Source organism: Pseudomonas sp. AC083 (assembly GCF_979253165.1).
This window is the reverse complement of sequence record NZ_CEEDDH010000104.1, coordinates 1-278: the sequence shown is the minus strand read 5'-3', so window position 1 is coordinate 278 and position 278 is coordinate 1. Positions and strand designations below refer to the sequence as shown.

Here is a 278-nt window from a genome sequence, read left to right as displayed (position 1 = left end):
GCATTGCCTCAGAGGATCGCATTGGCACAGAGGATCCCATTGCCACGGCACCGATCGAAGGGAGCACTCGGTTTTGACTGAGATGATGATTGTGGCGAGGGGATTCATCCCCGCTCGGCTGCGCAGCAGTCGTGAAACCGGTACACGGGATTTGCCTGGAGAAACCGGTTCTCAAGGTTTGGGTCTGCTTCGCAGCCCAACGGGGATAAATCCCCTCGCCACAGGGGATCGCATTGCCTCAGAGGATCGCATTGGCACAGAGGATCCCATTGCCACGG

The 278-nt window shown here is 58.3% G+C and carries 1 protein-coding gene; it reads left to right on the top strand.

The annotated features are described in order from the left end of the window. Positions 1–73: 73 nt before the first annotated feature. Positions 74–278, top strand: a 205-nt coding sequence (locus tag AC0IXA_RS27385) for a hypothetical protein (RefSeq protein WP_471814895.1), incomplete at its 3' end; no start/stop codon positions are given.